This window comes from Amycolatopsis nigrescens CSC17Ta-90, assembly GCF_000384315.1.
Classification (GTDB): Bacteria; Actinomycetota; Actinomycetes; order Mycobacteriales; family Pseudonocardiaceae; genus Amycolatopsis; species Amycolatopsis nigrescens.
Map to the genome: position 1 here is coordinate 5913783 of NZ_ARVW01000001.1, position 26331 is coordinate 5940113.

24 protein-coding genes are annotated in these 26331 nt (G+C 70.8%); 8 read left to right on the forward strand and 16 right to left on the reverse strand.

Annotated elements, in window-relative coordinates; all coding sequences use genetic code 11:
* Nucleotide 1: 1 nt before the first annotated feature.
* Together AMYNI_RS0128150 and AMYNI_RS0128155 are read left to right on the forward strand one after the other, a co-directional pair.
* Entirely contained in the window at nucleotides 2-832 is an 831-nt protein-coding gene (locus tag AMYNI_RS0128150) for a hypothetical protein (protein WP_157357502.1), read from the forward strand.
* 121 nt (nucleotides 833-953) lie between these two features.
* The gene (locus AMYNI_RS0128155) at nucleotides 954-2888 is read left to right on the forward strand and encodes an acyl-CoA dehydrogenase family protein (RefSeq protein WP_020671425.1); all 1935 of its coding nucleotides are present in this window, start codon (nucleotides 954-956) and stop codon (nucleotides 2886-2888) included.
* Between the two features lie 67 nt (nucleotides 2889-2955).
* Here the strand turns inward: AMYNI_RS0128155 and AMYNI_RS0128160 are convergent, their stop codons facing one another.
* From AMYNI_RS0128160 to AMYNI_RS0128175, 4 genes are all read right to left on the reverse strand, one after another.
* Nucleotides 2956-3615 (reverse strand): DedA family protein, encoded by a 660-nt coding sequence (locus AMYNI_RS0128160; protein WP_020671426.1) that lies wholly within the window; start codon nucleotides 3613-3615, stop codon nucleotides 2956-2958.
* 152 nt (nucleotides 3616-3767) lie between these two features.
* Nucleotides 3768-4775, reverse strand: coding sequence for a lipoyl synthase (gene lipA / locus AMYNI_RS0128165; RefSeq protein ID WP_026361032.1), 1008 nt, complete (start codon nucleotides 4773-4775; stop codon nucleotides 3768-3770).
* A gap of 37 nt (nucleotides 4776-4812) precedes the next feature.
* Nucleotides 4813-5766 carry an oxidoreductase gene (locus AMYNI_RS0128170; protein WP_020671428.1) on the reverse strand — a complete coding sequence of 318 codons (954 nt, stop codon included), beginning with the start codon at nucleotides 5764-5766 and terminating at the stop codon, nucleotides 4813-4815.
* 43 nt (nucleotides 5767-5809) lie between these two features.
* On the reverse strand, nucleotides 5810-6337 hold the full coding sequence (locus tag AMYNI_RS0128175; RefSeq protein WP_020671429.1) for a hypothetical protein: 528 nt from the start codon (nucleotides 6335-6337) through the stop codon (nucleotides 5810-5812).
* Between the two features lie 129 nt (nucleotides 6338-6466).
* On the opposite strand from AMYNI_RS0128175, the gene AMYNI_RS0128180 reads away from it, so the two are divergent.
* A complete protein-coding gene (locus AMYNI_RS0128180) occupies nucleotides 6467-7090 on the forward strand; it encodes a TetR/AcrR family transcriptional regulator (protein WP_020671430.1) in 624 nt (207 codons plus the stop codon).
* Between the two features lie 25 nt (nucleotides 7091-7115).
* Nucleotides 7116-8051, forward strand: a complete 936-nt coding sequence (locus AMYNI_RS0128185; RefSeq protein WP_026361034.1) for an LLM class F420-dependent oxidoreductase — start codon at nucleotides 7116-7118, stop codon at nucleotides 8049-8051.
* 68 nt (nucleotides 8052-8119) lie between these two features.
* Here the strand turns inward: AMYNI_RS0128185 and AMYNI_RS0128190 are convergent, their stop codons facing one another.
* From AMYNI_RS0128190 to lpdA, 6 genes are all read right to left on the reverse strand, one after another.
* Nucleotides 8120-11863: a glycoside hydrolase family 2 TIM barrel-domain containing protein gene (locus tag AMYNI_RS0128190; RefSeq protein ID WP_026361035.1), complete on the reverse strand. Its 3744-nt coding sequence runs from the start codon at nucleotides 11861-11863 to the stop codon at nucleotides 8120-8122.
* 102 nt (nucleotides 11864-11965) lie between these two features.
* Nucleotides 11966-12709, reverse strand: a complete 744-nt coding sequence (gene lipB / locus AMYNI_RS0128195; RefSeq protein WP_026361036.1) for a lipoyl(octanoyl) transferase LipB — start codon at nucleotides 12707-12709, stop codon at nucleotides 11966-11968.
* Between the two features lie 10 nt (nucleotides 12710-12719).
* On the reverse strand, nucleotides 12720-13370 hold the full coding sequence (locus tag AMYNI_RS0128200; RefSeq protein WP_020671434.1) for a phosphatase PAP2 family protein: 651 nt from the start codon (nucleotides 13368-13370) through the stop codon (nucleotides 12720-12722).
* The gene (locus AMYNI_RS0128205; RefSeq protein WP_020671435.1) at nucleotides 13367-14269 is read right to left on the reverse strand and encodes a TIGR01777 family oxidoreductase; all 903 of its coding nucleotides are present in this window, start codon (nucleotides 14267-14269) and stop codon (nucleotides 13367-13369) included. Before AMYNI_RS0128205 ends, AMYNI_RS0128200 begins: the two co-directional genes overlap by 4 nt.
* 123 nt (nucleotides 14270-14392) lie before the next feature.
* A complete protein-coding gene (gene sucB, locus AMYNI_RS0128210; protein WP_020671436.1) occupies nucleotides 14393-16201 on the reverse strand; it encodes a 2-oxoglutarate dehydrogenase, E2 component, dihydrolipoamide succinyltransferase in 1809 nt (602 codons plus the stop codon).
* A gap of 62 nt (nucleotides 16202-16263) precedes the next feature.
* Entirely contained in the window at nucleotides 16264-17637 is a 1374-nt protein-coding gene (gene lpdA / locus AMYNI_RS0128215) for a dihydrolipoyl dehydrogenase (protein ID WP_020671437.1), read from the reverse strand.
* A 195-nt stretch (nucleotides 17638-17832) separates the two neighbouring features.
* Between lpdA and AMYNI_RS0128220 the strand changes: the two genes are divergently transcribed.
* Entirely contained in the window at nucleotides 17833-18183 is a 351-nt protein-coding gene (locus AMYNI_RS0128220) for a hypothetical protein (protein ID WP_020671438.1), read from the forward strand.
* Nucleotides 18184-18242: 59 nt separating this feature from the next.
* On the opposite strand, the gene AMYNI_RS0128225 is transcribed toward AMYNI_RS0128220, so the two are convergent.
* Genes AMYNI_RS0128225 through AMYNI_RS0128235 form a run of 3 tightly spaced genes read right to left on the reverse strand, consistent with a single transcriptional unit; the run spans nucleotide 18243 to nucleotide 20996 of the window.
* On the reverse strand, nucleotides 18243-19310 hold the full coding sequence (locus AMYNI_RS0128225; protein WP_020671439.1) for an SMI1/KNR4 family protein: 1068 nt from the start codon (nucleotides 19308-19310) through the stop codon (nucleotides 18243-18245).
* Nucleotides 19307-19483 carry a hypothetical protein gene (locus tag AMYNI_RS49645; protein WP_020671440.1) on the reverse strand — a complete coding sequence of 59 codons (177 nt, stop codon included), beginning with the start codon at nucleotides 19481-19483 and terminating at the stop codon, nucleotides 19307-19309. The genes AMYNI_RS0128225 and AMYNI_RS49645 overlap by 4 nt, the downstream gene beginning before the upstream one ends.
* A 4-nt stretch (nucleotides 19484-19487) precedes the next feature.
* Nucleotides 19488-20996: a leucyl aminopeptidase gene (locus AMYNI_RS0128235; RefSeq protein WP_020671441.1), complete on the reverse strand. Its 1509-nt coding sequence runs from the start codon at nucleotides 20994-20996 to the stop codon at nucleotides 19488-19490.
* Between the two features lie 70 nt (nucleotides 20997-21066).
* On the opposite strand from AMYNI_RS0128235, the gene AMYNI_RS0128240 reads away from it, so the two are divergent.
* Both AMYNI_RS0128240 and AMYNI_RS0128245 read left to right on the forward strand, forming a co-directional pair.
* Nucleotides 21067-21978 carry a hypothetical protein gene (locus AMYNI_RS0128240; protein ID WP_157357503.1) on the forward strand — a complete coding sequence of 304 codons (912 nt, stop codon included), beginning with the start codon at nucleotides 21067-21069 and terminating at the stop codon, nucleotides 21976-21978.
* On the forward strand, nucleotides 21971-22603 hold the full coding sequence (locus AMYNI_RS0128245) for a ribonuclease FAU-1 family protein (RefSeq protein ID WP_026361038.1): 633 nt from the start codon (nucleotides 21971-21973) through the stop codon (nucleotides 22601-22603). Before AMYNI_RS0128240 ends, AMYNI_RS0128245 begins: the two co-directional genes overlap by 8 nt.
* 10 nt (nucleotides 22604-22613) lie before the next feature.
* On the opposite strand, the gene AMYNI_RS0128250 is transcribed toward AMYNI_RS0128245, so the two are convergent.
* Nucleotides 22614-22931 carry a hypothetical protein gene (locus AMYNI_RS0128250; protein WP_169515776.1) on the reverse strand — a complete coding sequence of 106 codons (318 nt, stop codon included), beginning with the start codon at nucleotides 22929-22931 and terminating at the stop codon, nucleotides 22614-22616.
* 232 nt (nucleotides 22932-23163) lie between these two features.
* Between AMYNI_RS0128250 and AMYNI_RS0128255 the strand changes: the two genes are divergently transcribed.
* Entirely contained in the window at nucleotides 23164-24267 is a 1104-nt protein-coding gene (locus AMYNI_RS0128255; RefSeq protein ID WP_026361039.1) for a branched-chain amino acid aminotransferase, read from the forward strand.
* A 17-nt stretch (nucleotides 24268-24284) separates the two neighbouring features.
* Here the strand turns inward: AMYNI_RS0128255 and AMYNI_RS0128260 are convergent, their stop codons facing one another.
* Together AMYNI_RS0128260 and AMYNI_RS0128265 are read right to left on the reverse strand one after the other, a co-directional pair.
* Complete coding sequence (locus AMYNI_RS0128260; RefSeq protein ID WP_020671446.1) at nucleotides 24285-25178, reverse strand: NADP-dependent oxidoreductase; 894 nt, start codon at nucleotides 25176-25178, stop codon at nucleotides 24285-24287.
* Nucleotides 25175-26293, reverse strand: a complete 1119-nt coding sequence (locus tag AMYNI_RS0128265) for an FAD-dependent oxidoreductase (RefSeq protein WP_245574017.1) — start codon at nucleotides 26291-26293, stop codon at nucleotides 25175-25177. The genes AMYNI_RS0128260 and AMYNI_RS0128265 overlap by 4 nt, the downstream gene beginning before the upstream one ends.
* Between the last annotated feature and the right edge of the window lie 38 nt (nucleotides 26294-26331).

The window sequence follows — 26331 nt, forward strand, 5'->3', positions numbered from 1 at the left end:
GATGAGCAGGTTCCCCCGAGCGACTCGCGCTTTCGTCATCGGCACCGCCGGATTGGGCGCCACCGTGCTGTTCGGCATCACGCCCGCTTCGGGCGAGCCCATGGACGTGACAGACGTGACCGGCGCCGAGGTGGCCGCCGCCCAGCAGGTGGCCGCTTCGCCGGACACCGCGACCAAGCTGGCGCACTTCTTCGTCCAGCTCGACCAGCGCGACGGCGGCTCGCTGAGCCGGCAGCAGGTCGATGCGGCCTCGGCGACCAAGGCGCCCCGGCTGGTCGGCACGCCGCTGAAGGTGTACTCGCTGAACCCGCGGTTCGTGGCCGGTGCCGCGGACGCGTCGGTGGCGGAGTTCGGCTATCTGTCCGTCAAGGCGGAGTCGGCCGCTGGCCAGGCCGCGACTGTCTGGCTGACCAGGGAGGCGGGCGGCTGGGAGGCCAGCAACCTGACCACCGGCACCGAAGAGGTCACCTACCCGGCCGAAGCCGGCGCTGACCTGGTGTTCACCGAGCCGCAGATCAACGCCTGGTACCGGGTGCGCGACGGCCAGGTGCTCCCGCTCAACGACACCGCCCGTCAGCAGGTCGGCGCCGGCACCACGGTGGCCGGCTACCAGCAGCTGGTGAACGGTCAGTACGGCGACAAGCTGCCCGGTTCGGCCTACGTCCGTGACGGCATGCTCGGCGGCTACCAGCCGCGCGGTGCCGAGCAGGTGGACGCGGCCGCGGTGACCGAGCAGCCGGGATCGTCGATGTTGCTCGGCGCGGGTGCCGGGCTGCTGATCGCGTTGTCCGGGGTCGGCTGGCTGGTGCTGCGCCGCCGGGCGGGCCGCTGATCAGCGCAAAGTAGACCGCCGGTAGCCGGGTGGCCCCGATTCCGCCCGGTTACCGGTTCCACCTCGTCTACTTATGGGTAACACTCGTCACAGAGGCTTGACCGTCGACGAGGAGGCTCTTGTGGCTGATCAACCCAAGGTGACGGAGAAGGAAGCCCGCGCGGTCGCCGAGGAGGCCAGGGAGAGCGGCTGGCAGAAGCCGTCGTTCGCCAAGGAGCTCTACCTCGGCAGGTTCCGGCTGGACCTGGTGCACCCGCATCCCCGGCCCACCGGCGAGGCGGCCGCCAAGGCGGAGAAGTTCCTGACCGCGCTGCGCGAGTACTGCGCCGGCCTGGACGGCACGGTGGTCGAGCGCGAGTCGAAGATCCCGGACGAGTACGTCAAAGGACTGGCCGAGCTGGGCTGTTTCGGGATCAAGATCCCCGAGGAGTACGGCGGGCTCGGGCTGACCCAGGTGGCCTACAACCAGGCGCTGATGCTGGTCGGGTCGGTGCATCCGACGCTCGGCGTGCTGCTGTCCGCGCACCAGTCGATCGGCGTGCCCGAACCGCTGAAGCTGGCCGGCACCCCGGAGCAGAAGGCCGAGTTCCTGCCGCGCTGCGCCAAGGGCGCGGTGACCGCGTTCCTGCTCACCGAGCCGGACGTCGGCTCGGACCCGGCCAGGCTGGCCACCTCGGCGGTGCCGACCGAGGACGGCGAGGCCTACGAGCTGAACGGGGTCAAGCTGTGGACCACCAACGGGGTGGTCGCGGAGCTGCTGGTGGTGATGGCCAGGGTGCCCAAGTCCGACGATCGCCGGGGCGGGGTCACCGCGTTCATCGTGGAGGCCGACTCGCCGGGGATCACCGTGGAGCGGCGCAACGCGTTCATGGGCCTGCGCGGGATCGAGAACGGCCTCACCCGCTTCCACAACGTGCGGGTGCCGAAGGAGAACGTGGTCGGCGGCGAGGGCAAGGGCCTCAAGATCGCGCTGGCCACCCTGAACACCGGGCGGCTGTCCATTCCGGCGATGTGCGCCGGTGCCGGCAAGTGGTGTCTGAAGATCGCCAGGGAGTGGTCGAACGAGCGGGTCCAGTGGGGCAAGCCGGTCGGCAGGCACGGCGCGGTGACGAAGAAGATCTCGTTCATCGCGGCGACCACCTACGCGCTGGAGAGCGTGCTCGACCTGTCCGCGCACATGAGCGACGAGGGCCGCAACGACATCCGGATCGAGGCCGCGCTGGCGAAGCTGTGGGCCAGCGAGATGTCCTGCCTGGTGGCGGACGAGCTGATGCAGATCCGCGGCGGCCGGGGTTACGAGACGGCCGAGTCGCTGGCCGCCCGCGGCGAGCGCGCGGTCGGTGTCGAGCAGATCGTGCGCGACCTGCGGATCAACCGGATCTTCGAGGGCTCCACGGAGATCATGCACCTGCTGATCGCCAGGGAGGCGGTGGACGCGCACCTGTCCGCCGCAGGCGCGCTCGCCGACCTCGACGCGGACATCAAGAGCAAGGCGAAGGCGGCGGCCGCGGCCAGCGGGTTCTACGCGAAGTGGCTGCCGCAGCTGGTTTCCGGCCCTGGACAGGTGCCGACCTCGTACCGCGAGTTCGGTTCGCTTGGCCAGCACCTGCGCTACGTCGAGCGGAACGCGCGCAAGCTCGCGCGGTCCACCTTCTACGGGATGGCCCGCTGGCAGGCCGGCCTGGAGAAGCGCCAGGGCTTCCTCAGCCGGGTGGTGGACATCGGGGCCGAGCTGTTCGCGATGTCGGCGGCCTGCGTGCGGGCCGAGATGCAGCGCGCGGACGACGCGGAGCTCGGCCGCACCGCCTACGACCTCGCCGAAGCCTTCTGCCGTCAGTCGCGGCTGCGGGTGGAGCGACTGTTCGAGGACCTGTGGAAGAACACCGATTCGCTGGACGATCGGCTGGCCGCGCAGGTGCTCGACGGCCGCTACACCTGGCTCGAGCAGGGCGTGCTGGACCCGAGCGAGGGCACCGGCCCGTGGATCGCGCACTGGACCGCCGGTGCGTCCGACTCGGCGAACCTCAGCCGCCGCTACCTGCCCTCCACCAAGTAGCCGGACGCAGCGAAGGCCACCTTCACTGCGTTGGACGCAGGCAAGGTGGCCTTCGCTGCATGCCGGGTCAGCTGCCGGTGGTGGCTTCGGCGGGGGCGGGAGCCTCGGCGGCCTCGGCCTTGGCGCGCTTGCGCTTGCGCAGGAACAGCGCGCCGGCGATCAGCACGATGGCGCCGAGCAGGACGTAGCTGCCGGTGCCGACCACGCTCTCGATCTGCTTGGCCGCCTCGCCGGCGGCCGCGCCGATGCCGATGTGCAGTGCGCACCAGCCGGCCGCGCCGACCGTCACCGCGGGCAGGAACTTCCGGTACGCCAGGCCCGACGCGCCGGCGGCGGCGGGCACCAGGGTGCGCAGCACCGGCACGAAGATCGCGATCAGCACCGCCCAGGCGCCGCGCCTGCGGAGCACGTCGGTGGCCTTGTCCCAGCCGTTCGCGCCGTGCTTCTGGATCAGCTTGGTCTGGCGGATCTTCGGGCCGAACTTCTTCCCGATCAGGTAGCCGACGGAGTCACCCGCCACCGCGCAGACCGTGGTGACCAGCCACATGATCAGGAACTTGGGCACGCTGTTCGCGGTGGTGCCCAGGATGAACAGTCCGGTCTCCCCAGGGGCGATGAAGCCGAGCCCCAGTGTGCATTCGCCGAAGACGAGCAGGCCCGCTCCGGTCACTACGCCGGCAGGCGGGAGGCTTTGCAGCCACTCCAGGATGTCGGTCACCAACGCCACGAATAGTCCCCTGTTCTTGCCACCGAGCTCTCGCTCGCCCCTGTGGTCGGCGGACGAGCGCTATGTCCGTCCTGACCTTTTTCACCCTATCGGGGACGTTATCGGGTGCGCGGTGGACTTTCGTCAGGGGATTACCCGGACTTTGGGGAACGTCAGGAGCGGCGGGCGAGCAGGCTGCTGGCTTCTTGGGTGGCGGGTCCGGCTTGGGTGAGGTGGTGCAGGTGTTCGGGTAGGGCTTCGCCGCGGTGGGCTTTGGCCTGGGCATACAGCCGCCCGGCCCGGTAGGACGAGCGCACCAGCGGCCCGGCCATCACCCCCGCGAACCCCATGGCTTCGGCGGCCTGCGAATGTTCCACGAACTCTTCGGGTTTGACCCAGCGTTCCACCGGGTGATGCCGCGGTGAGGGCCGCAGATACTGCGTGATCGTCAAAATCTCACAGCCCGCCTCGACCAGATCCCGCATCGCCGCGGTGACCTCGTCGGGGGTTTCGCCCATGCCCAGGATCAGGTTCGACTTCGTCACCAACCCCGCCTCACGCGCCGCGGTCAACACCGCCAACGACCGGGCGTACCGGAACCCGGGACGGATCCGCTTGAAAATCCGGGGCACCGTCTCCACATTGTGCGCCAACACCTCAGGCCGAGACGAGAACACCTCTCGCAGCTGGTCGGGGTCGTTGTTGAAATCCGGGATCAACAACTCCACCCCCGTCCCCGGGTTCAACTCATGGATCTGGCGCACCGTCTCCGCGTAGAGCCACGCGCCGCCGTCAGCCAGGTCGTCGCGGGCGACACCGGTCACCGTCGAATACCGCAACCCCATCGCCTGCACCGACTCCGCAACCTTCCGCGGCTCAGCACGATCCAACACAGCCGGACGACCCGTATCGATCTGACAGAAATCACACCGCCGCGTGCACTGATCCCCACCAATCAGGAACGTCGCCTCCCGATCCTCCCAACACTCATAAATATTCGGACACCCCGCCTCCTCACACACCGTGTGCAAACCCTCACGACGCACCAGACCCTTCAACTCCGTGAACTCCGGACCCATCCGCGCCCGCGTCCGAATCCACGACGGCTTCTTCTCAATCGGCGTCTCACTGTTACGAACCTCAAGCCGCAACAACTTCCGCCCCTCAGGCAAGGCACTCACGTCCCCGAGCCTACGCCCGCGGGAGCGGCCGGCAGCCTCACCTGGGATCGGGGGTGACGCCGGTCAACTTGGCGGTGAGCTCCCACAGTTCGGTGCCGAGCCGCTGGTCCAGCGCGGCGGCGAGCGGGGGATGCACGGCGGGGTGACCCCGAAGCCCGCGGAGCCGGTCGGGGCCGAGGTAGTCGCCGCCGTTGATCGCGTCGTCGGTGGCCGCGCACAGCTGGGGGAGCGCGCCGGCGCGGACGTCCTGGGCGATCAGCAGGTCACCGAGCCGGCCCGCCACCTTCATCGCGGCGCCGAGCACCGGGTTGCCGAGCGAGTAGGCCAGCGCCTGGACCAGCCCGGTGGCGACGTAACCGGGTTGGCTGACCACGCTGAGCACGGGTTCATCGGCAGCGCGGAGCCTGCGGTCGAGCTCCAGCGCGAATACCTGGGTCGCCAGCTTGGACCTGCCGTAGGCGAGGTCGGGTCGGTACCGGCGGTGCTCGAACCCGAGGTCGGTGAGCTCACCCCGCGCGGCCACGGCGGCCACGCTGGACAGGGCGACCACGCGGGCGTGCCCGGCGCCCCGCAGCGCGGGCATCAGCAGCCAGGTCAGCGCGGCGTGCCCGAGATGGTTGGTGCCGAACGCCAGCTCGAACCCGTCTGCGGTGCGGCCCTCGCTGCCCGGCAGCAGACCGGCGTTGTTGATCAGGATGTGCAGCGCGTCCCCGGATAGCCGGCGCGCCGAGCTCGCGGCCAGCCGGACCGACTCGAGGTCGGCGAGGTCGAGGCGGACGAGCTCGGGCTCGGCACCGGTGGCCACCGCGCCGACCGTCCGCAGCGCCCGTTCCCCGCGCTCGGCCGAGCGGCAGGCGAGCAGCACGCGCGCGCCCTTGGCGGCGAGCACCTCGGCGCTGCGCAGGCCGAGCCCGGAGTTGGCGCCGGTGATCAGTGCGGTGCGGCCGGTCTGGTCCGGAATCCGGTCCTCTGTCCACTTCGGCGCGAGCATGGCGCTCAGCTAACTACACGCCATACCCGCGCGTCACCGGGTTTCAGGCACTCGGCGCGAGCAGCCGCAGCAGGTGCCCGACCGGGTTGCGGCGGCGGGCCGGCTTGGCGGGACCGTTGCGCAGCAGGGTTTCGAAGGCTGCGCCCACCTTGGTCGCCTCGGCGGCCGGTTCGTGCGGTTCGGCGAGTCCCGCGGTGACCGCGAGCATCCGCTGCTCCGCCTCGCGCACCGGGCCGAGCCGGTCCGCGTGCGCGTCCAGGACGGCCCGCAGCGTCTCGTTGTCCCGCACCGCGGTCCGCCACGCGTTCGACACGGCGTCCACGTGGTCGATGTCATTCCCGCCGGGCACGCCGTCCGCGTCCTCCGGCCCCGCGACCCCCGCGCGCAGGTGACCGCTGAGCAGCTGCGTCCACTTGTAGTGCAGCGCCAGCAGCAAGTTCTCTCGAGTACCGAAGGCCTCTTCGGCGCCGGGCACCTCGGCGAAGGGCAGCGAGCCGGCCGGATTGTGCCTGGCCTGGCGCAGCACGGCCTCCAGTACGTCCCGCCGTCGGTAGAAGTCGTTCCAGCTCATGGCTAAATCCCCTTCCGTGATCCGAGTCATACCGCGGGTTTGCGGCATACTCTCGGTACGGACCTGACACGCCCAACATACCACGGGTATGGGCAGTGTCCGTGGCGTAAGCTTGTGAGGGTGGCGACAATGAGGTCCAGGCGGGTCGACTATTCGGAGTCCACCCGATCCGCACTCGTGGACAGTGCGGTCGAGCTATTCACGAAGCGTGGTTACGCGGGTACCTCACTGGATGAGATCGCCAAGCGCGCGAGGGTGACCAAAGGCGCCCTGTACCACCACTTCAGCGGTAAGCAGGCACTCTTCGAAGCCGCCTTCGACGAGGTGGAAACCCTGGTGTTCGACCGCCTGGCCAAGATAATGCGCGGACCGGGGTCTCCTTGGGAACGCGCGCTGACGGGTTTACGAACATTTATCAAAAGCTGCCTCGACCCTTCCTACCAACGGATAGCGATTCACGAAGCACCGGTGGTGATGGGCTGGGAACGGTGGCGTGAAGCTGAGGATCATTTCAGTTTCGGCCTGATCCGTTCCAGCCTGGACGACCTGATCGCGGCGGGCGAAGTGGACCAGGTACCGGTGGAGATCACCTCAAGGCTGCTCTACGGCGCGCTTTCCGCGGCGGCCACCCTGATCGCCGGCGCCAGCGACCAGAAGAAGGCCGGTGCCGAGGTGGAAGCGGTGATCATTCAGCTGCTGGACCGCATCCGCTGCCCGCGGGCGGAGGACCCGGCCGGCGGGCGGGCAGGCTGACCCCGCCGCGACTACGCTCGTCCGGGTGGACTTGAGGATCTTTACCGAGCCCCAGCAGGGGGCCAGCTATGACGATTTGCTGCGGGTCGCGAAGGCGACCGAAGACGCCGGCTACGACGCCTTCTTCCGCAGTGACCACTACCTGAAGATGGGTTCGGCCTCCGGCCTGCCGGGGCCGACCGACGCCTGGATCACCCTGGCCGGACTTGCCCGCGAAACCTCCCGGATCCGGCTCGGCACGCTGGTCACCGCGGCCACCTTCCGGCATCCGTCGGTGCTCGCGATCTCGGTCGCGCAGGTGGACCAGATGTCCGGCGGTCGGGTCGAGTTCGGACTCGGCTCCGGCTGGTTCGACGCCGAGCACACCGCTTACGGCCTGGCGCTGCCCGAGATCAAGGAGCGGTTCGACCGCTACGCCGAGCAGCTGGAGATCATCACCGGCCTGTGGGAGACCCCGGAGGGGGAGACCTTCTCCTTCGACGGTGCGCACTACCGGCTGGCGGAGGCGCCCGGTCTGCCCAAGCCGGCCCAGCGCCCACGTCCGCCGGTGCTGATCGGCGGTGCCGGCAAGAAGCGCACCCCGGCGCTGGCCGCCCGGTTCGCGGACGAGTTCAACCTGCCGTTCGTGGACCGCGCCACCGCGCTGGCCCAGTTCGAGCGGGTGGACGCGGCCGCCAGGGAGGCGGGCCGCGACCCGAAGGAGATCCTCCGTTCGGTCGCGCAGGTGGTCGCCATCGGCCGCGACGAAGCCGAGGTGCGCCGCCGGGCGGACGCGATCGGCCGGGACGTGACCGAGCTGCGGCAGAACGGCCTGGCCGGCACTCCCGCCGAGGTGGTGCAGAAGATCGGCCAGTGGCGCGAGGAGACCGGCGTCAGCCGCCTCTACCTGCAGCTGCTCGACCTCACCGACCTCGACCACCTCGAGCTCATCGCCGCCGAGGTCGTCCCCCAGCTCGGCTGAGCCGCGCAGCTTGCCCCACAAGGCCCCTTTGCTACCTCAGAGGTAACAAAGGTGGCCTTGAGGGACGGTCAGCGGGCGGCTTCCGCACTGGTGAGCGGGCGGATCGTCAGCGAGTACGAGTAGTCAGCGTCCGCCTTGACCTGGTAGCGCTCGCGCACCGGGTTCGGGGTGTCGCCGACGCCGGTCACCGCGTGATCGGCGTGCAGGGTCACCCAGCCGTCGTTCCGCTGTAGCTGGAACGGGTAGGCCGCCCGGTCCAGATCGTCGTACGGGGTCACGCTCACGTCGTTCGCCCCGCCCACCAGCAGCCCGTCGCGGCCGTCGGAGAGCGTGGTCCACCGGGTGTCGGTGTGGTTGCCGTGGTCCTGCGGCCGGTAGTAGTCCACGTACTGCTCGTCCACCGTGCTGGTGTACACCCCGATCGGGGTGCCGTCCTTGCGGTCGTTGTAGCTGTCCTGCTCGCCGCGGCCGTACCAGGAGAACTTGTCGAAACGGTCCGGTAGCGCCAGTGAGACGCCGATCCTGGGCAGGTACGGCAGTTTCCGCATGCCGCCCTGCGGGCTCACCCGGTGGTCCAGCCCGAGCCCGCCGGCCGGGTCGATCCGGTAGGTCATCGTCTGGTCGAACCAGGCGTCCGTGCGGCCTGGCGCGGCGACCGTGCTGTCCACCACGATCCGGACCCCGCCGCCGGGCTCGGGCTCGGTCCGCACCGACTTCGCGGTGGTCTCCAGCCGGTCGAGGCCGGCCTTGCGCCAGTCCTCACCTTCGGCGCGGCCCCAGTTGAAGGTCTCGTTGCTGATCGGCGCCCGCCAGGCGTCCAGCTTCGGCCCAGCTTCGAGCAGTTCCGTGCCGCGTGCCTTGATCGACGCCAGCGCACCGGTCTTCTTGTCCACTGTGTACTCGAAGTCCCGCCCGCTGGCGGACACGGTTCCCTCGTGCTCCGCGGTCCGCACCTGTCCCGCCTGCGGTGCGCCGCCGAGCCCGGGGATGTTCTCGCCGCCGAGGGAGAACTGGTCGTGGGCGAGCACGTGCCCCGCCGGCAGCAGCGGCTGGGCGCGCGTGGTCACCGCCTCCACGGTGAGGAACCGCTCCACGTTCCCGGGGTTGGCCGGGATCGGCGGGGTGAAGGTGGCGGTCTCCCCGGCCGCGACGCGCAGCGGCTCCTCGGCCGACGCGATCGTGCGTTCGCCCTCGGTCACCTTCCAGCGCAGCCGGAGGTCGTCGGTGCCGGTGAACTGGCGCTCGTTGTGCACGGCCAGCTTCGAGTCCGGATGGCCGGACCAGCCGAACCGGATCGGCTGGTGCGCCCAGGCGAGCTGCGCGGTCTCCGGCTGTCGGAACCGGTCCGCGCCGATCAGACCGTCCACACCGGACAGACTGGCGCCGTAGGACAGGTGCGATCCCTTGTCCTCGACCCGGTCGAAGTCCAGTGCCAGCACGGCGTTGCCCGACGGTGCCGTGCCGGTGCCCAGCTCGGCGGCGGGCAGCGCCCGGTCGTAGATCCGCACGTCGTCCACCGCGGTGTTGGCCAGCCTGCCGATGCTGCTCGGGTCGCTCCAGGACAGCTCCGAGTTGCGGCCGATGTTGACCTCGCCGGAGGAGGCGTCGATCGGGCCGTCGAACGGCGCGCTGGCCACCTCGGCGCCGTCGATGTACAGCCGCAGCGCGGTACCGTCGTAGGTCCCGCTGACCCGGTGCCAGTTCTCGTAGAAGCCCGGCGGCACCTTGGCCTGAACCGCCCGCCAGGTTCCACTGTGGACGAAGAACTCCAGGGTCTGCTCGTCGACCATCTGCAGCGAGTACTGGTGATCGCCCTTGGACACGAAGCTGTAGCGGCCCGCCCACGGTTTCGCCGGCTTGACCCAGGCGTCCAGGGTGAGCGCCTTGCCGGTGAGGTCCAGCTTCCGGTCCCGGTAGACCTCCACGAAGTCGTCCAGGCCGGACAGCGAGATCGCCTTGCCGCGATGGCCGTCCACCAGTTCGGGCAGGCCGGACAGGTGGGCCATGATGTCGTTGCCGGACGAGTCCGGGGTGCTCAGCACGCGCTGCCGGATGTTCTGCTCGGCCCAGTCCCAGATGAACCCGCCCTGGGTCGCCGGGTTCGCCCTGATGATGTCCCAGAACTCCCGGAAGTTGCCGAGGCTGTTGCCCATCGCGTGCGCGTACTCGCCGAAGATCAGCGGCTTGGTGGTGTTCTTCGCCTGCTCCGCGAACTTCTCCGGGGACGGGTAGCGCGGCCCCCAGACGTCCGCGAACGGCGCGTCACCGTCCGGCGAGTTCGACTGGTGGTACAGCGGCCGGGACGGGTCGAACTTCTTGGCCCACTCGGCCATCTCGTAGTGGTGCGCGCCGAGCCCGGCTTCGTTCCCGGTGTCCCACATCAGCACGCTGGGATGGTTCTTGTCGCGCTGCACCATGGCGATGAAGCGCTCCATGAACGCGTCGCGCCACTCCGGTTTCTCCGCCAGGCAGTCGTTCGGGCAGCTCTCGTGGTTGTGTGTCTCGATGTCCACCTCGTCGTCGATCCACAGCCCGTGGGTGTCGGCGAGCTCGTAGAAGTACGGGTCGGACGGGTAGTGCGAGGTGCGCACGGCGTTGACGTTGAGCTGCTCCATCAGCGCCACGTCCTGCTCCTGCCGTGCCCTTGGCACGTGGCGCCCGTGGTCGGGGTCGGTCTCCGCCCTGTTCACGCCCTTGAGCAGCACCCGCTCGCCGTTCACCAGCAGCTGCTTGTCCTTGATGGTGATCTCGCGGAAGCCCACCGACTCGCTGGTGACGTGGCTGACCCGGCCGTCCGGGCCGGTCAGCGAGAGCACCAGGGTGTAGAGGTTCGGCGTCTCGTCGGTCCACTTCGCCGGCGCGCGCACTGGGGTGGACAGGGTCACCTCGGCGCTCGTGCCGGACAGGTCCGCGCTGCCGGTGCTGCTGGCCACTTCCCGCCCGCTCGCGTCCCGCAGGCTGCCGGTCACGGTATGCCGGCCGGCCGGGCCGTTCTCCTTGCGTGCCAAGGAGATCTCGGTGGTCAGGGTGGCGTCGGCGTAGTTCTCGTCGAGGTCGGCCCGCACGGTCGCGTCGCGCAGATAGCTGTTCGGCGTGGAGTACAGCCACACCGAGCGGAAGATGCCGGCGTAGCGCCACTGGTCGTAGTCCTCCAGGTAGGACCCGGAGCCCCAGCGGTGCACCTGCACCGCGATCCGGTTCTTTCCGGGGTGCAGCGCCGGGGAGAGGTCGAACTCGGCCGGCACGTAGCCGCCCTGGTCGTAGCCGATGTACTGGCCGTTGACCCAGACGAAGAAGCCGGACGTGACGCCTTCGAACCGCAGGAAGGTGCTGCGGGGCTGCCAGTCGGCGGGCAGCTCGAAGTCGCGGGCGTAGGCGCCGGTCGGGTTCACGTCACGGGGTGCGCGCGGCGGGTCGTCCGGCACCATTTCGGTCGCGATGTTGCGGAACATCGGGTGGTCGAGACCGTCGGTCTGCCAGGTGTGCGGCACCGACACGTCCGGCCAGGCGCTGACGTCGTAGTCCGCGCCGTAGAAGCCGGCGGGCACGTCCTGCGGCCGGTCCGACATGTCCAGCTTCCACTGGCCGTCCAGGGCGAGCGTGTACGGCGTCTGCTCCGCGCGCTTCGCGGCGGAGGCTTCGTCGGCGTAGGGACGCAGCTCGGCGTGCGGTGCCTGCTGCCCCTCGCCGGTCATCCGCGGGTTGTCGAGATAGGCGTACGCGTCGGGCGGAGCCGGCGCGGCGACCGCGGAAGGGACACCCAGCAGGGACGCGACCAACAAAAGCGGAGCAAGAACACGCAGCCAACGCATCGAAAACCTCCACGTTCGCACAAAGTCAAACAGAATTAGACAGAGGCGGGCATGCGAAGGTCAAGACTCCAGGCGGGTTTTTGTCGGTGAATGTCGGAAAGGTCAGGACTGAAGTGCGAAAGTAACGCCCGGCGCGGACGGCTCCTCCGGCCGCGGCAGCCAGCGGTCATCGCGCACCGGCAGCCGCCCTTCGAGCGCGGCCAGCACGGCGTCCCTTGCCACCGGCAGCGTCTCGGCCACGGTGACCTGACGGTCCAGTTCGGCGGACAGCGACGTGACCCCGGCGTCGGAGATCCCGCAGGGCACGATCTTGTCGAAGGCGCTGAGGTCCGCGTCGCAGTTCAGCTCGAAACCGTGCATGGTCACGCCGCGCTGCACCCGGATGCCGATCGCGGCGATCTTCCGTTCCCGCCCGCGATCGTCGGCCGGGATCCAGACCCCGCTCCGGCCCTCCACCCGTCCGGTGTGCACCCCGAACAGCTCGCAGACGTGGATCAGCGCCTCTTCCAGCCGTCGCACGTAGTGCACCACGTCGATCGGGTCGGCGAGCTTGACGATCGGGTAGCCGACCAGCTGGCCCGGCCCGTGCCAGGTGATCTTGCCGCCGCGGTCGACGTCGACCACCGGGGTGCCGTCGGTGGGCCGGTCCGCCGGCTCGGTGCGCTTGCCGGCGGTGTACACCGAGGGGTGCTCCAGCAGCAGCATGGTGTCCGGGCCTTCGCCGTCCGCGCGGGCGGTGACGTGCCGGCGTTGCAGCTCCCACGCCTCGAGGTAGTCGATCGTGCCGATCGGGCGGACGTCCACCGGTTCGGTGCTGGCGCGGCAGGTCACGGCTGAAGAGCTCACCAGAGCGAGGTTACGCCGCCCGGCCGGTCACCGGTATCCGGTGCGAAGGCGTGGGAAGCAGGCCGAGGACGGCAGCGGCGAGCAGGCCGACGCCGAGCACGCCGAGCACCGCGCCGATCGTGTCCGTCAGCCAGTGCACGCCGAGGACCAGGCGGTTCGCCGCGCTGAACACGGTCGCCGCGGCGGCGAGCACGGCCACCCGGCGGACCAGCGCCGGTGCCAGCCAGACGCAGAGCAGCACGGCGGCGAAGCCGGTGGTGGCGACCGACGTCACATGCCCGCTGGGGTAGCTCAGGTCGGGGTACTCGCGCGGCCGGTCCCGCAGGAACAGCGGTTTGGCCACCAGGCTGGTGAGCCGGCAGAGCACCAGCACGGCCGCCGTGCGCAGCAGCACCCCGGCCCGCGCGCGGACGCCGAGCCGCCAGCTCACCGCGGCCGCGACCGCCAGCCCGGCGCCGAACACGATCGGCAGGACGGGACCGAACACGTCGGTCACCGCGGCGGCCACCCGCCCCGCCGGTGCCCCCGCCTGCCCGCTCAGCCAGTTGCGCACCGCCAGGTCGACCCCGGGAGGATGACCGCTCACCAGCAGCCCGAGCGTCAGGAACAGGGTCAGCAGCGCGACCCCGAGCACCACCCAGCGCACCTTCGGCACCGTCACAGGGCCGCCGAGAGGGCCGAGGGCAGGTCCTGATGGGCGAACCGGAACCCGGCCGTGGTCAGGGCTCGCGGCAGCGCGCGCTGGCCGTACAGCGCCATCTCCGCACCGGCCTGGCCGATCACCAGCTTCAGCGCCGGCCCGGGCACCCACCACGGCGACGGCCGGTGCAGCGCCCGGCCGAATTCCCTGGTGAACTCGGCGTTGGTGGCCGGGGCCGGGCCGGTCAGGTTCACCGGGCCGGAGATCGAGTCGTGCTCCAGCAGGAACCCGATCGCGGCCACCTCGTCGGCCAGGCTGATCCACGGCATGTACTGCGTGCCGCTGCCGAGCTTCCCGCCCAGCGCCAGCCGGAAGAGCGGCTTGAGGGTGCCGAGCAGGCCGCCGTCGCCGGAGAGCACCAGCCCGGTGCGCAGCCGCACCACCCTGGCCCCGGCCCGCTCGGCGGGTGCCGTCGCGGCTTCCCAGGCCACGCACATGTCCGCGAGGAAACCGGTACCGGCCGGCGCCGACTCGTCCAGCTCACGCGCGCCGCCGTCGCCGTAGAAGCCGACCGCGGAGGCGTTCAGCAGCACCGGGACGCCGTGCTCGGCGACCGCTTCGGCGAGTACTTCGGTGGGCCCCACCCGGCTGTCCAGGAGCACCTGCTTGCGGGCGGCGCTCCAGCGGGCCGGGAACAGCGGCGCGCCGCACAGGTTCACCACCGCGCCTACCCCGCCGCCCCCGTCGACCCCACTGAAGGCGCCGTCGTCGATCCGGCCCGCCGGCGGGTCCCAGCCGTACTCGTCCGGTGTTCCGGGCGCCCGCCGCACCAGCCGGCGCACCTCGTGCCCCGACTCGCGCAGCCGCGTGCTGAGTGCGTTTCCGATCAGGCCGCTGGCCCCGGCGATGAGTACGCGCATGCTCCCAACCCTTGCCTACCCCACCCTTCCCCGCACCCCGGGTACCCGTAAGTCCGTGAAGGGCCCCTTGCCTACCTTCAAAGTAGGCAAGGGGCCCTTCACGGACTTGTCGCGGGGGAGGGGTCAGAGGCCGAGTTCGTCCTCGAAGTTGCCCTCTTCCAGGCGCTGCTTGATGGTGGTGACGAACCGGCCAGCGTCGGCACCGTCGATGAGCCGGTGGTCGTAGGTCAGTGGCAGGAACGCCATCGACCTGACCGCGATGGTGTCGTTGCCGTCCGCGTCCGCGATCACCACCGGGCGCTTGACCACCGCGCCGGTGCCCAGCATGCCGGACTGCGGCTGGACGATGATCGGGGTGTCGAACAGCGCCCCGTTGCTGCCGATGTTGGTCACCGTGAAGGTGCCACCGGTCAGCTCGTCCGGCTTGATCCCGTTGCCGCGGGCCCGCGCCGCCAGGTCGGCGATCTTGTGCGCCAGCCCGGCGAGGCTGAGGTCACCCGCGTCGTGGATGACCACGGAGAGCAGGCCCTTGTCGGTGTCCACCGCGATACCGAGGTGGACCGCACCGTGGTAGGTGATCTCCTTGGTCTCCTCGTTGTACGAGGCGTTGACGTTCGGGTGCTGCTTCAGCGCCTCCACGGTGGCCTTCGCGAAGAACGGCAGGAACGTCAGGTTGACGCCCTCGCGCTCCTTGAAGGCCGCCTTCGCCCGCTGCCGGAGCTTGGCGATCTTGGTCACGTCGACCTCGTGCACCTGGGTCAGCTGCGCGGAAATCTGCAGCGACTCCCTGGTCTTGGTGGCCGTGATCTGCCGGATCCGGTTGGCCTTCTGCACGGTGCCGCGCAGCGCGGCCAGCTCGGGCGACGGCTCGGAGGACCGCCGTGCCGCCGGCGCGGAGGCCGCGGCCGGAGCGCTCGACTGTGCTGATGGAGCCGCAGGGGCCGCCGGGGTGGGCTGCTTCTGCTTCTCCTCGACCGCCGCGAGCACGTCCTGCTTGCGGATCCGGCCGCCGACCCCGCTGCCGGTGAGGGCGTTGAGGTCGATGTCGTGCTCCGAGGCCAGCTTGCGAACCAACGGGGTCACGTACGGGCCGGTGCCCTGCGGATCCGAGCTGGACCCCGCGGGGGGTGCCGCCGCGGCGGGCTTGGCCGGTTCGGGCTCTGGCCTTGGCGCGGGAGCGGGTTCCGGCGTCGGCTCTGGCCTGGCCTGCTGGGCAGGTTCGGGCGCCGGGGCCGCCTTGGGCTCTTCCTTCGCCGGGGCCTGCTCCTGCTTCGCCGGGGCGGAACCGGCGGCGCCGATTACCGCGAGCTGGCCGCCGACCTCGACGGTCTCGTCCTCGGCCACGCTGATCTCGAGCACCGTGCCGGCGACCGGGGAGGGGACCTCGGTGTCGACCTTGTCGGTGGAGATCTCCAGCAACGGCTCGTCCACCTCGACCGAGTCGCCGACCTGCTTGAGCCACCGGGTGACGGTGCCTTCGGTCACGCTCTCGCCGAGCTCGGGCAAAGTGACCGAGGTGCCGGAGGCGGAGCCGCCGTCACCGGACGAGGATTGCGCCGCCGGTGCCGCCGGGGCCGGTTCCCGCGGTGCGGGCTCGGGCTCGGGTGCCGGCTGCCGCTCCGGCTCGGGGGCCGCCTGCGGCTCGGACTGCTGTGACTGCTCGGGCTGCCCGGTGTCGGCCGCGCCGGAGCCGGAGCCGTCGTCGATGATCGCCAGCACGCCGCCGACCTCGACCGTCTCGTCCTCCTGCGCGCTGATCTTCTGCACCGTGCCGGCGACCGGGGAGGGGACCTCGGTGTCGACCTTGTCGGTGGAGATCTCCAGCAACGGCTCGTCTACCTCGACACGGTCACCCTCCTGCTTCAACCACCGGGTGACGGTGCCCTCCGTGACGCTCTCACCGAGCTCCGGCAATGTGACGGAGTACGCCATCGTTCGCTGACTCCCTTGATGTGTCTGGATTTGTGCTGGCTTGTCAGTGCTATCTCGGTTTGTCAGCTGTGCACGTGCAGTGGCTTGCCGGCCAGGGCAAGGTGCGCTTCGCCGAGGGCCTCGGTCTGGGTGGGGTGGGCGTGGATGAGCGGGGCGACATCCTCCGGGAACGCCTCCCAGTTGTAGATCAGCTGTGCTTCACCGATCAGCTCGCCGACCCGGTCGCCGACCAGGTGCAGGCCGACCACCGGCCCGTCCGGTGCCTTGATCAGCTTGACCGCACCGGAGGTCTTCAGGATCTGGCTCTTGCCGTTGCCGGCAAGGTCGTAGGTGAACGTGGTCACGTCCGGACCGTACTTCTCCTTGGCCGCGGCCTCGGTCAGGCCGACCGAGGCGACCTCGGGGTGCGAGTAGGTGACCCGGGGGATGCCGGCCTCGTCGATCGCGCGCGGGTTCAGCCCGGCGATCTCCTCGGCCACGAAGATGCCCTGCGCGAACCCGCGGTGCGCGAGCTGCAGGCCGGGCACGATGTCGCCGGCGGCGTACACGTTCTCCAGGTTGGTCCGGAGTCGGTCGTCGGTGAGCACGAACCCGCGCTCCATCCGCACCCCGGCCTCCTCGTAGCCGTGCCCGGCGGAGTTGGGCCCGCGGCCGACGGCCACCAGTAGCACGTCCGCCTCCAGGGTCTCGCCGGACTCCAGCGAGACGCTCACGCCGTTCTCGTCCTGCTTCGCACCGGTGAACCGCACGCCGGTCTTGAAGCCGATCTTACGACGGCGGAAGGCGCGCTCGAGCTGCTTGGAGGCGAACTCGTCCTCGTTCGGCACCAGCCGCGGCAGCGCTTCCACAATGGTCACTTCGGCGCCGAAGGAGGCCCAGACGCTGGCGAACTCCACCCCGATCACGCCGCCGCCGAGCACGACGACCTTCTCCGGGATGTAGTCCAGCGACAGCGCCTGCTCACTGGCGATGATCCGGCCGCCGAGTTCGAGGCCGGGCAGCGTGCGGGAGTACGAGCCGGTGGCCAGCAGCACGTTCCGGCCGGTGTAGCGGGTGCCGTCCACGTCGACCGAGTTCGGGCCGACGAAGGTGCCGGTGCCTTCCACCACGGTGACCTTGTGCGCCTTGAACAGGCCCTGCACGCCCTTGTAGAGGCGGCTGACGATGGTGTCCTTGTACTTGTTGACGCCGGCGATGTCGACGCCTTCCAGCGAGGCCTTCACGCCGAACTGCTCGGCTTCGCGGGCCGAGTCGGCGACCTCCGCCGCGTGCAGCAGGGCCTTGGTCGGGATGCAGCCTCGGTGCAGGCAGGTCCCGCCCAGCTTGTCCTGCTCGATCAGGATGACGGAAAGGCCCAGCTCGGCCGCGCGGAACGCCGCGGCATAGCCGCCCGATCCGCCACCAAGGATCACAAGGTCGGCGGAGGTGTCGGTCACTTCAATAACTCCTCGGCTGGCAACGTCGGTGGTTGCTCGTAGTCTGCTCGTTCTCGCTGCGTAACGCTGTTCCGCGCGCGCAACACACGCCATCTTGTCACTAGGTCCGTCACGCTTGCGACTTAGCCGGGTGTGTGGCTACGCGTAACGGGTCCGCTCGGGATAATGATCGGGTAAAGGCCAGTGAGAGGTGAGGTGGTCGAGGTGGGTCTCTTCGACTCGATGCGTCGGAAGCGCAAGGGTGATGGAAAGCCCGGCACCCTGCGTAAGGCCAGTTCAGGCGATACGAAGCACCTGGAGGAATGGGCGGCGTCGAGGAACGGGGTGGAGGCCTACGTCGAGCCGCGGACCGCGGTCACCGAGACCACCGTGGTGTTGATCGCACACGACGGCGAATGGACCCGCCGCCGGATCGACAGCCTGGAGGCCGCGCAGCAGTTCGGGCGGAAGCGGTCGATCCCGGTCTACGAGGTGGCGAAGGTCGGCTACCCGAAGCGGATGCGTGAGTACACCGAGCGGCAGAAGCGGCGCAAGTCAACGGGCTGAGCCCCTCGTGAGTGAAAAGTGTTGCTCCGGGAACGTTTTTCACTCACGAGCGGAGCCGCTCACGAGCCGAGCAGGGCCAGGTGCCGTTCGAGCAGGTGCCGGAACGTGGGATGCACGGTCGAGCCGAGCGCGGCGTCCCATTCCACGGTCAGCCAGCGCGTGCCTGCCTTGGTCAGGGTGATTACGGGCGCTTCGCCGGTGTCTCGGGCCTCGCTGAGCACGAGCACCCCGGTCTCGGTGGCCCTCAGCTCGCCGGCGCCGAGCAGCCGGGGGAACACCACGTCCGGCGGCAGGCCGTCGGACGTGCGCAGGAAGGCCAGGTAGTCCTCCGGCAGGCGCTCGCCCAGCCGCCGCTGCACGGCGCGCAGCCGCCCTTCGTCGGCGGGCGGGCAGAGATGGCCACCGCCGCGCAGCTCGAGAATCCGGTGGAGCAGATCCGGCCAGTCCAGCCGCTCGGTCGCCGGATAACGCCGGCGCAGGGCGGCGATCAAGTCTCCCGTGCAGCGCCCGGCCTGTTCGGCGCTCAGGCCGAGCGGGTTGGCGCCCGCGGTCAGCAGCGGGGCGAGGTGCCGGCAGGCGAGCAGGGCGGCGACCTCCGGCCGGGGACGGCGCACCGCCTGCTCCGCCCACCGGTTCAGCGCGTCAGCCGGGTCTTTTCCTTGCCGGGCAAGCGATTCCGCTTCGGCCGCGGCCACCCGCAGCGGGTCCGGCGGGGTGCCGCCGTCGAGTTGCCCCGCCAGGCCCGACACGATCCTGGCCGCGTCGGAGTCGCCGAGCAGGCCGGCGGGTACGGCCGGTTCGCGGCGGTTCAGGTACTTCCGGTGCGCGGCCTCTTCGGCGTCGAGATCGAGCGGCGTCAGCGCCTCCGCCCACTCCGGGCGGACGCCGCGCGCCTCCTGCCACATGGCCCACGCCCTGGCGTGCACCGGATCGGCGGTCAGCGCGGTGACCGGGTGCCCGGTCAGCTCCAGCCAGCGCGACACCAGCCGGTCCGCCTGCCCGGCGAACCCGGACGAGGCCAGCAGCAGCGCCGCGTGGCAGGCCGTGGCGTCCACCCGGTCCTCGCCGGCCGTGAGCACATCGCGCACGGCCGGCTCCAGGTACTCCTCGAACCCGAAGGCCGTCAAGCGTCCGGCTTCGGCCGGTTCAGCACCGCCGACACGGTCGAGAGCACCGCCGCCACCGCCAGCACCGCGGTCACCCAGCCGGCGCCGCCGATCACCAGGTTGTAGACCAGCGCGGCGACCATCAGCAGCGCGGCCAGGATGTTCCGGACCTGCAGCGGGGTCGGCTTCGCCATCTCGTCAGCCCTTTTCCGCGATGTCCGCGAGCACGGCCGCGATCGTGCGCACCGGCACCCCGGTGCCGCCCTTGGCGGTGTAGCCCCACGGGCCGCCGGCGTTGTAGGACGGGCCCGCGATGTCGATGTGCGCCCAGGCCAGGCCATCGGCGACGAACTCGCGCAGGAACACCCCGGCGGCCAGCATGCCGCCCCATCGGTGCCCGGTGACGTTGGCCAGGTCGGCCACCCGCGAGTCCAGGTCGGCCCGCAGCTCCTCGGGCAGCGGCATCGCCCAGCCGCCTTCGCCGGTGGCCCGCGCGATCTCGGCCACCCGGTCGCGGAACTCGTCCGAGCCCATCACCCCGGCGGTGCGGTTGCCCAGTGCGACCACCTGCGCCCCGGTCAGCGTGGAGGTCTCGATCAGGTAGTCCGGGCCGTCCTCGGCGGCGCGCACCATCGCGTCGGCCAGCACCAGCCTGCCCTCGGCGTCGGTGTTGAGCACCTCCACGGTCTTGCCGCCGTACATGCTGAGCACGTCCCCGGGGCGGTAGGCGGTGGCCGACGGCAGGTTCTCCGCCAGCGGCAGGTACGCGATCACTTCGAGCGGGTACTTCAGCTTCGCCGCGAGCACCACCGAGGCGAGCACCCCGGCCGCACCGGACATGTCCGAGGTCATCTGGTCCATGTTCGCCGCGGGCTTGATCGAGATGCCGCCCGAGTCGAAGGTGATTCCCTTGCCGACCAGCGCGACCTTCTTCACCGGCTTGGTGCCCCGGTAGGCGAGCCGGACCAGCCGCGGCTGCCGCGCCGAGCCGCCGCCGACGCCGAGAATGCCGCCGTAGCCCTTGCGCTTGAGTGCCTTCTCGTCCAGCACCTCGAAGTCGAGCCCGTTCGCTTCGGCGAGCTTGCGCGCGCGTTCGGCGAAGGAGGCGGGGAACAGGTCGTTCGGCGGGGTGTTGATCAGGTCGCGGGCGGTGAGCACCGCCTCGGCGATCGACGTGGCCGCCTTCAGCGTGGCGCGGTGCTCGCGCACCGTGCCCTCCGCCGGGCTCACGAAGTCTACTTTGGACACCGGGCCGTCGCCGGGGGCGGACTTGTACTCGGTGAAGGAATAGGCGCCGAGTGCGGTGCCCTCCACGCTCGCCTGCAGGTCGACGGCGGACAGCGTGCTGAGCACCCGGTCCGTGCCCGACAGCGCCCGCGCGGCGGCACCGGAGGCGCGGCGGACCTGCTCGGCGGTGACGGTACCGGCCGAGCCATCGGCCTTGCCGAGGCCGACCGCGAGCACCACGTCCGCGGTCAGCTTGCCCAGCGCCGGCAGCTTGACGACCTCCTCGGCCTTGCCGCTCGCGCCGAGCGTGCCGAGCACCGCGGCCAGCTTGCCGTCGAAGGCGGCGTCCACCGCGTCCGCACCGGGAGCGAGCGTGACCTGGTCCTCGCCCTGCAGAGTCCCGATCACCACGACATCGGCGCGGTTCTTGGACACCGCCGCCGGCGAGTTCTCGGAAAGGGCAAACTTCGGCACGGTCACGTTCGGCTCCTCGCGCGTTCGCGTCGGTGGGACCGGGCGGTGCCCGGCTTGATCGTGAGCCATGCTAATGATGGCCGGTCAGACCGGCGAGAGGCAGGTGGTGTCCGTGCTGCTGGGCGCGGGGTCGCTGGTCGCCTTCGCGGCGGCCGCGGCGGTGGCGGGCTGGTGGACGCTCGGCGGGATCGTGTTGGCCGGACTGCTCGCCGTCGGTGCCGCCCGGATCGCCCCGGAAACACCGTCCACTGTGGACTCCATGCCGCTGGCGCTGTGCGCGGCGGCCGCGCGGCTGGCCGCGTTGCCGTTGTGCGCCGGGGTTTTCGCCGCCTACCTGGTGCCGGACGCGCCCGTGCCGGCCGTGCTGGTGTTCGTGCTGGTGCTCACCGTGGCCGACGCCATCGGCGCCGGGCTGCCCGGCCACCTGCGCGGCTGGATCCTCGGGCTGCTGGTGCTCGCCGCGGCCGCGCTGGCCGCGCTCTGCCTCACCATCACCCCCGCCGAGCAGCCGGCCACCGGCACCGGGCCCGGCGCGGCCGGGCTGCCGCTGGCCGCGGTCCTGTTCTTCCCGCTGCTGCGCCCGGTCGCGCGCCGCGGGTACGTCTGGTGGGTCGCCGGCGGGGTGCTGGTGGCGCTGGTGGTTGGCGCGGCGGCGCTGTACCAGTTGGGGCCGATCCGGCTCGGCCTGTCTGCCACCTCTCTGCGGGACCTGCTCTCGGCGGCGGACGGGCGGGTACTCGAACCGTGGCTGGCCGGCGTGGTGCTGGCCGCCACCGTGCCGGCCGGGCTGGTCGCGCTGGCCGGTGCCCGCGCGGAGCTCGGCGAGCGGCTGCCGAGGGTCGGGCTGTCGGCGGCCTGTGGAGCGGTCGCGGCGCTGTTCGCGGTCCTGCTCGAACCGGTCGAGGCGCTCTGGCTGCTGGCCGCGCTGGCGCTGGCGGAGACTGGGTCGGCGCTGCTCGCCCGGCGGTACCGTCGTCAGCGTGACTGACCCGAGCTGGCCGGTGGGGCGGACCGTCGTGGAGCGGTTCCTGCGCCCTGATGGAAGCGTTGCGCAATGCCATCCGCTGCGGGTGGTCTCGGACGAAGGCGGCACGCTGCTCGGCTGGCTGCCGGCCGGCACCGAGATCGTCGGCAGCGGGCTGGTGGACGGCCGCCGCCGGCGCGACGTGCCGCTGGCCGAGCGGTTCCTGGCCCCGCGGCGGCAGCTCAGGGACGTCTGGCGGGGCACGTCCAACCTGCGGCTGATCCCGGCCCGCGAGTGGTACTCGATCTGGTGGTTCTTCGACGAGACCGGCTTCCGGTGCTGGTACGTGAACCTGGAGATCCCGGCCGGCCGCACGGCGGAGGGGGTGGACCGGGTGGACGGGGTGCTGGACCTGGTGGTGCACCCGGACCGGTCATGCCGGTGGAAGGACGAGGACGAGGCCGAAGCGGCCGTCGAGGCGGGCCGGCTCACCGCGGCCGAGCTGGACCGGCTGCGCGGCGAAGGGGAGCGGCTGCGCGTGCTGGCCGAAGCCGGCGCGCCGCCCTTCGACGGCGGCTGGACGGGTTTCCGGCCGGAACCGGGCTGGGCCCCGCCCCGGCTGCCCGCGCACCTGCTGGCCGGCCTGTAGCCAGGGCGCCTCAGGTGAGCAGCAGGGCGAGCACCAGCAGCACCGCGCTGACCACCGCGAGCACGGCCACCGCCTTGCCGGACAGGTTGCGCGGGAAGATCGTCTTGTCGTGCACGCTGCGCCACCACACGATGCCGAAGCCCGCGCCGACCGCGCCGAGGAAACCGCCGAAGAAGTTCCCCAGCAGGATGTAGCCGACCAGCACGAGCATGCCGGCCGAGAAGGACATCAGCGCGGCGGCCAGGAAGGTCTTGATGTCCAGTCCGGAGCCTTTGGAGACACCGCTGCCGCCGGTGGACTGCGGGAGGTTGTAGGTCACAGGGCCCATCGTAGGCTGCTTGCCGGTACGCCGGGGGCCGGTGTGATGACGCTTGGGGGATTAGCTCGACAACCCGGTCACCGGTGGCAAGCGGCGGACGCCCGTAGGGCTCGCCGATGCGGAGGCAGGCCGCCTGCATGTGTGATTGCGGGTGCATATCAAGTCACGGTCTGTCTACGTATCGGCGATCGGGCGCGGGCGAAAAAGCATGGACGTCCGACTAAGAGTTATTGTTCAGGGTATGACGACGGTGATGCCCTTCAGCCAGACAGTTAACCCCGCCCCGGCGACGCCGGAGCGTGTGGCTGAAGTACTGGCCAAGCCTGGGTTCGGGACCCATTTCACCGACCACATGGTCACCGTCCGCTGGGACGCCGGGCGCGGCTGGCACGACGCCGGAGTGCGGCCGTACGAGTCCCTTTCGCTGGACCCGGCCACGTCGGTGCTGCACTACGCGCAGGCCATCTTCGAAGGGCTCAAGGCCTACCGCCAGCCGGACGGTCGGATCGCCGCATTCCGGCCGGACGCCAACGCGGCCCGGTTCCGCTCCTCGGCCAGGCGGCTGGCGATGCCGGAGCTGCCGGACGAGGTCTTCCTCGAGTCGCTGCGCGAGCTGGTCGCGGCCGACCAGCGCTGGGTGCCGACCCGGCAGGGCGACGCGCTGTACCTGCGGCCGTTCATGATCTCCACCGAGGTCGGCCTCGGGGTGAACCGGCCGGCCGGGGAGTACCTGTACGCCGCGATCGCGTCGCCCGCCGGTGCCTACTTCGCCGGCGGAGTGAGCCCGGTGAGCGTCTGGCTGTCCACCGAGTACGTGCGGGCCGCCCCCGGCGGCACCGGTTTCGCCAAGTGCGCCGGCAACTACGCGGCCGCGTTCGTGGCACAGGCGCAGGCCGTGGAGCAGGGTTGCGACCAGGTCGTCTGGCTGGACGCGGTGGAACGCCGCTGGGTCGAGGAGATGGGCGGGATGAACCTGTTCTTCGTCTTCGGTTCCGGCGCGGGCGCTCGCGTGGTCACGCCCGAGCTGACCGGTTCGCTGCTGCCCGGTATCACCCGCGACTCGCTGCTGCGGCTCGCCGCTGACGCCGGTTACGCGGTCGACGAACGACGGATCTCCACCGACGAGTGGGAGAAGGCGGCCGCGTCCGGTGAGTTGACCGAGGTGTTCGCCTGCGGCACCGCGGCGGTGATCACCCCGGTCGGCCGGGTCAAGCACGGCGGTGGCGAGTTCACCATCTCCGGCGGCGTGCCGGGCCCGCTGACCATGAAGCTGCGCGAGCAGCTGGTCGGCATCCAGGAGGGCACCCACCCCGACCAGCACGGCTGGATGCTCCCCCTCGCCTGATTCCATTCCTAACCGGCTCAGACGACCACCACCCGGCGCCCGCGGGTGTGGCCGGCATGGCTGTCGGCGTGCGCCGCCGCGGCTTCGGCGAGCGTGTACGACTTCTCGACCGGGATGTGCAGCTTTCCCCGCGAGATGAGGCGGGCAGCTTCGTCGAGCGCGGCCGGCACGCTCCCGGCGACGCCGGAGAATCGGATCCCGAGGTCCGATGCGCCGAGGTCGGCGATGGAGACCACCTTCCGCGGGTCCCCGGTCAGCTCGACGAGCTCGCGGAGCACGCCCGAGCCGGCCAGGTCGAGGGCCGCGTCGACCTGGCCGAGCCGCCGCACCCGCTCGACCCAGCCTTCGCCGTACGTCGTGGCGACGGCACCCAGGCTGCGCAGATAGTCCTGGTTCGCGGCCCCGGCCGTGCCGATCACCGCGATGCCGCGGTCGCGGGCGATCTGCAGCACCGCCGATCCGACACCCCCGGACGCGCCGCTGACCAGCAGCGTCTGCCCGGGTTGCACACCGACCTCGCGGATGACGCGCAGCGCGGTCTCCACCACGGACGGGTACCCGGCCGCCTCTTCGAACGTCAGACCCTCGGGCATCCGGGCCCAGGCCGACAGCACGGCGAACTCGGCGTAGGTGCTCGAACCTTCGCCGAACACGTGGTCGCCGATCTCGACCCCTTCGACGCCCTCGCCCACCTCGTCCACCACCCCGGCGGCGTCGAGCCCGATTCCGGCGGGCAACTCGATCGGATGGGACTCCCGGAACTGGCCCTCGCGGATCCGCCAGTCGACGGGGTTCACGCCGGCCGCCCGCACGGCGATGCGCACCTGACCGGGACCCGCGTGGGGCTCCTCGGCGTCGACGAGTCGTAGAACGTCCGGACCGCCGAACTCGGCGAAGCTGACCCGCTTCATGCGACCGGGGCGGTGGTAAGCATCCAGTGACTGAATGCGGCGTATCTTTGCGCGGATTCTGTTGGGCCGTCGGCATTCGCGACTTCGTCCGCCAGCTTCCGCACCTGCTCGAAGCGTTGCAGGCGCAGCTGTTCGTAGCTGGTGAGCGCCTCGCGCAGGGTCGACGTGGTCGCGAGCGCGTTGCGGAGCACGCCCACGTCTTCGATGCCCAGGGTGCCGCCGGCGGCGATGTGCGGCGAAAGTCCGTGGGCGGCATCGCCGATCAGCGCGACGCGGGGACTCGTCCAGCGCGGCAGTGCCGGCACGGTCATGATCTTGTTCTCCAAGATGCTCTCTTCCGGGGTGGCGGCGATCATGCCGAGCAGGTCCTCGTGCCAACCGTCTTCGGCGAGGTTGCGAGCGCGTTCGAGTGCGCGGTCGCGCTTGCTGCCGGTGAGTGTGCCGGCCTCGAATTGGTTGACGAACCACATGGTTTCGCCCGCGGTGATGCGGGCATACCCGCCGCGGGTGCGCTCGCGCCCGACGGTGAGCACAGTCCCGTCGGGCCGCTCGTCGCCCGCCGGGACCACGGCACGCCAAGCGACGTTGCCGGCCTGCGGTTGGGCTTCGCTGCCGGGCAGCAGCTGGGCACGCACCTGGGAATGGACGCCGTCGGCGCCGACGAGCAGATCCCCGTGCACGCTCTCGCCGTTGTCGAGGTGCACCACGACCTCGTCCTCGGTCTCGGTGTAGCCGTTCACCCGCGCGCCAAGGGTGATCCGGCTTCGGCCGACGGCGTCGGCCAGCACGGCGTTGAGCCGTGGACGGGGCACGAGCAGATACCGGTAGGCGGAGTCGTCGTAGCCCGCGGACCGCATCGCGCGGCCGGCGGGATCGAAGAACCAGGCGTCGACCTCGTGCCCCATCGACCGGACTGCGGTGCCGATCCCGCACCGGTCGAACTCGCGAAGCGCGTTGGGCCACAGGCCGATACCCGACCCGGCGGCCCGAATCTCCGGGGCCTGTTCGAGAACCGTGACCTGATGTCCGTCGCGACGCAGCGACGCCGCGGCGGTAAGCCCGACCAGGCCACCTCCGGCGATGACCGCTCGCATGACCCTGCTCGATCTCTTCATGCAGCCGACCATAGCACTAACGGTTAGTGTTTTGAAAC

Excerpts from the sequence above, each read along its gene's own strand:
- AMYNI_RS0128255 (WP_026361039.1), top strand. The coding sequence starts at position 23,164 with ATGACGACGGTGATGCCCTTCAGCCAGACAGTTAACCCCGCCCCGGCG.
- AMYNI_RS49645 (WP_020671440.1), bottom strand. The coding sequence starts at position 19,483 with ATGGCGAAGCCGACCCCGCTGCAGGTCCGGAACATCCTGGCCGCGCTG.
- AMYNI_RS0128175 (WP_020671429.1), bottom strand. The coding sequence starts at position 6,337 with ATGAGCTGGAACGACTTCTACCGACGGCGGGACGTACTGGAGGCCGTG.
- AMYNI_RS0128190 (WP_026361035.1), bottom strand. The coding sequence starts at position 11,863 with ATGCGTTGGCTGCGTGTTCTTGCTCCGCTTTTGTTGGTCGCGTCCCTG.
- AMYNI_RS0128250 (WP_169515776.1), bottom strand. The coding sequence starts at position 22,931 with ATGGGCCCTGTGACCTACAACCTCCCGCAGTCCACCGGCGGCAGCGGT.
- AMYNI_RS0128240 (WP_157357503.1), top strand. The coding sequence starts at position 21,067 with ATGGCCGGTCAGACCGGCGAGAGGCAGGTGGTGTCCGTGCTGCTGGGC.
- sucB (WP_020671436.1), bottom strand. The coding sequence starts at position 16,201 with ATGGCGTACTCCGTCACATTGCCGGAGCTCGGTGAGAGCGTCACGGAG.
- AMYNI_RS0128150 (WP_157357502.1), top strand. The coding sequence starts at position 2 with ATGAGCAGGTTCCCCCGAGCGACTCGCGCTTTCGTCATCGGCACCGCC.
- AMYNI_RS0128260 (WP_020671446.1), bottom strand. The coding sequence starts at position 25,178 with ATGAAGCGGGTCAGCTTCGCCGAGTTCGGCGGTCCGGACGTTCTACGA.
- AMYNI_RS0128180 (WP_020671430.1), top strand. The coding sequence starts at position 6,467 with ATGAGGTCCAGGCGGGTCGACTATTCGGAGTCCACCCGATCCGCACTC.
- AMYNI_RS0128265 (WP_245574017.1), bottom strand. The coding sequence starts at position 26,293 with ATGAAGAGATCGAGCAGGGTCATGCGAGCGGTCATCGCCGGAGGTGGC.
- AMYNI_RS0128170 (WP_020671428.1), bottom strand. The coding sequence starts at position 5,766 with ATGCTCGCGCCGAAGTGGACAGAGGACCGGATTCCGGACCAGACCGGC.
- AMYNI_RS0128205 (WP_020671435.1), bottom strand. The coding sequence starts at position 14,269 with ATGCGCGTACTCATCGCCGGGGCCAGCGGCCTGATCGGAAACGCACTC.